Below are 3,187 nucleotides of genomic sequence, written 5' to 3' on the forward strand. Positions count from 1 at the left end.
AGAGTTAGGGACTTCCAAATAAAAAAATATCCAACTATTTATTGTGGGGTGGGCGACACGAGAGCCTTTGGTTACTGGGCGGGCGAGACGCCCACCCCACAAGTAGTAGTAATTTATTTCTTGGAAGTCCCTTAGAAATTGTCAATGATGGTTTTTATTCCTAACTCCTCACTATTCACTCCTAACTTTATTCCTAACTCTTCATTTTTCTGCTGTGGGCGTGGCCTTAGCAGTAATTTGTTTACCTATGACTTCCACTGCTTTAGCGAATTGAGGGTCTGCTAGGGTAGCGAGTTTTTCACGTCCATGCAGCCACAACTCCTCGATCTGCGCTTTGGTCAAATCCACCTTCACATCTGGCTCAATGCCTTTATGATTGATATCTCTACCACTGGGGGTATAGTAATGAGCAATTGTCACCGCCAATCCTGAACCATCTTCCAAGGGACGCACCGATTGCACCAGTCCCTTACCAAAGGTTTGAGTACCAACCAAAGTAGCACGCTTATTATCCTGCAAAGCCCCTGAGAGGATTTCACTTGCACTGGCTGAACCTTTATCTACCAGTACCACCAAGGGTTTATTTGTCAACGCTCGTCCGTTTGCCTCTTCCTTTTCTCCTTCTCCTTGGCGTTCAACGGTGGAGACAATCTTACCTTTATCTATCCACATCCGGGCAATATCCACACTAGAGAAGAGTAAGCCGCCTGGATTACCACGCAGATCCAGAATATACCCAGCTACCCGTTTGGTTTCTAAATTTTTGATGGCGGTTTGCATTTCTTGACCAGCATTGGCGCTGAACTGGTTCAAGCGAATGTAGCCAAGATTCCCTGCTGGAGTTTGCTTCTGGGAAAACTTAACCGCATGGATTGCAATCCGCGCCCGTTTGATGTTAAACTCTTTTGTCTGACCATCGCGCCCAATTGTCAGGCTGACTTGCGTTCCTGCTTGACCCCTAATCAAGGATACTGCCTGATTGCTATCCATCCCCTTAGTATCTTTGCCGTCGATTTTGAGGATGATATCTTTCGCCAAAACACCAGCTTTAAAGGCTGGTGTATCTTCGATTGGCGCAATTACAACCAATTGCTTCGTTTTTTCATCCTGACTAATCGTGATCCCAATACCTATTAGTTCTCCAGAGGTGTCCACTTGCATATTCTTAAATTCCTCTGGGTCCATAAACCGGGTGTATGGGTCTTGTAGCTTTTTGAGCATTTCCCGAATGGACTTATACGCTTCCTGGGGATTACTGTAGGACTTACTCAAGTACTCTTTACGAACAGCCGGCCAATCTAGCTGATTAAAAGTACCGTCTACATATTGGCGGTCAATTGTTTGCCAAACTTCATCTACCAATTCTTTGGGACTTGCTTTAAATAAAGCCTGACCTCGCGAGTGAATGCCAAGGCTAATAACAGCGATCGTGGAGAGTGTCACTGCCGTAGCACCCAAAACAAGCCTACTTTTTGTAATGACCATAATCACAGCTGGGTCAGAGGGAATATATATATATCAGTATGCTCAATCTAACACAGGCTACCACTGTACAGACCGAATATGTATTCCTAGTTTAAACAAAATACTTGACAATCTGGCAACTGGGGAGTGGGGCATTGGGCACTTCTACTGAGCGTTCGCGTAGCGCGATGCCCTGAGCTTGCCGTACCACTTCGTGGAAGCAAGCTACGCGTAGCGTCTCGTAGAGAAGGGTCTCGTAGAGAAGCCGTTGGCGCAGCCTCTCGTAGAGAAGTATTAGGCAATTCAATTTTGGATTTTGGATTAAATTTCAATCGAAAATCCAAAATCTAAAATTCTCACTCCCCCTACTCCCCACTCCCCTAGCCCCTTTATGGTTCTACCCAGCGTTCATCTGCCTTAATCAGGTTAATTAATTCCTCTACACCTTTATCTTCTAGGACTTTTTTAATTTCCTCTCGGCCACGATACAAAGAAATGTAACCAGGTGTTTTGCCAACATAACCATAGTCGGCATCCGCCATTTCTCCTGGTCCATTGACAATACAACCCATAACTGCTATGTCAAGACCTGTTAAGTGTTTAGTGGCTTCCCGAACTTTGTGCAGCACTTCCTCTAGGTTAAACAAAGTGCGTCCACAGGAAGGACAGGCGACGTATTCCACCATCGTTTTTCGCAATCCCAAAGCTTGGAGAATGCTGTAACAGACGGGAATTTCTTTTTCTGGTGCTTCTGTAAGTGAGACGCGAATTGTATCGCCAATCCCATCAGCAAGTAAGGTAGCAATACCAGCTGTAGATTTAATTCGCCCGTATTCGCCATCACCGGCTTCGGTAACGCCTAAATGTAGCGGATAATCCATACCTAGATCATCCATGCGCTTGGCTATCAGGCGATAGGCGGCTAGCATCACTGGCACTCGTGAGGCTTTCATGGAAATTACCAAATTGCGGAAATCCAAAGATTCACAGATGCGAATGAATTCTATGGCAGATTCTACCATGCCTTCGGGGGTGTCACCGTAGGTAAATAGCATTCTTTCAGCGAGGGAACCGTGATTTACCCCAATTCGCATCGATTTACCTTGATCTCGCAAGGAAACTACCAGAGGTTCTAAGGTTTCACGGATTTTATCGCCAATTTCGTCAAATTCGGTTTTAGTATACTCAGTTCGATTGACATTTGGTTTTTCAAACACATACAAGCCCGGATTAATCCGCACTTTTTCTATATGCTTGGCGACTTCCACAGCGATTTTCAGCCCATTGTGATGGACATCAGCCACAATTGGCACGTCTTGGTAAGTTTTAATTAATTTTTGTTTAATTTCTGCTAAAGCTTTAGCATGAGCCATACTCGGCACTGTGACGCGGACAATTTCGCAGCCAATTTCGTGCAGACGACGAATACCAGCCACGGAACCATCAATATCAAGAGTGTCTTCGTTAATCATTGACTGCACCACAACGGGGTAGACGCCGCCAATGGTGACATTTCCCACCTTTACGGGACGGGTTTTACGCCGCTTGATAGTTGTATCAAAGATAGGTTGATCTACTGTGGTGTTAGAAGTTGTAAGAGTCGGTAGAGTTTGCATAACCCTATCAGGTAAATTTGCTGTAGCTAAAATATCAGGTTTGATAAGTCTCTGTCTCTCAGATTGCCACAGCTAGAGCTTTTTTGGGCGATTAAGTTGAAAAAAAA

The 3,187-nt window shown here is 44.9% G+C and carries 3 protein-coding genes; all 3 read right to left on the reverse strand.

Annotation, left to right across the window (positions count from 1 at the left end; all coding sequences use genetic code 11):
• Nucleotides 1–201 precede the first annotated feature (201 nt).
• Nucleotides 202–1,485: a carboxyl-terminal processing protease CtpC gene (gene ctpC / locus ACYTXL_RS18465; RefSeq protein ID WP_461926014.1), complete on the reverse strand. Its 1,284-nt coding sequence runs from the start codon at nucleotides 1,483–1,485 to the stop codon at nucleotides 202–204.
• A gap of 86 nt (nucleotides 1,486–1,571) precedes the next feature.
• Entirely contained in the window at nucleotides 1,572–1,766 is a 195-nt protein-coding gene (locus ACYTXL_RS18470) for a hypothetical protein (protein WP_461926015.1), read from the reverse strand.
• A gap of 87 nt (nucleotides 1,767–1,853) precedes the next feature.
• A complete protein-coding gene (gene ispG / locus ACYTXL_RS18475; RefSeq protein ID WP_461926016.1) occupies nucleotides 1,854–3,080 on the reverse strand; it encodes a (E)-4-hydroxy-3-methylbut-2-enyl-diphosphate synthase in 1,227 nt (408 codons plus the stop codon).
• Nucleotides 3,081–3,187: the final 107 nt, after the last annotated feature.

Source organism: Nostoc sp., assembly GCF_054880495.1.

Coding starts and splice junctions, on each gene's coding strand:
- ctpC (WP_461926014.1), bottom strand. CDS start 1,485: ATGGTCATTACAAAAAGTAGGCTTGTTTTGGGTGCTACGGCAGTGACA.
- ispG (WP_461926016.1), bottom strand. CDS start 3,080: ATGCAAACTCTACCGACTCTTACAACTTCTAACACCACAGTAGATCAA.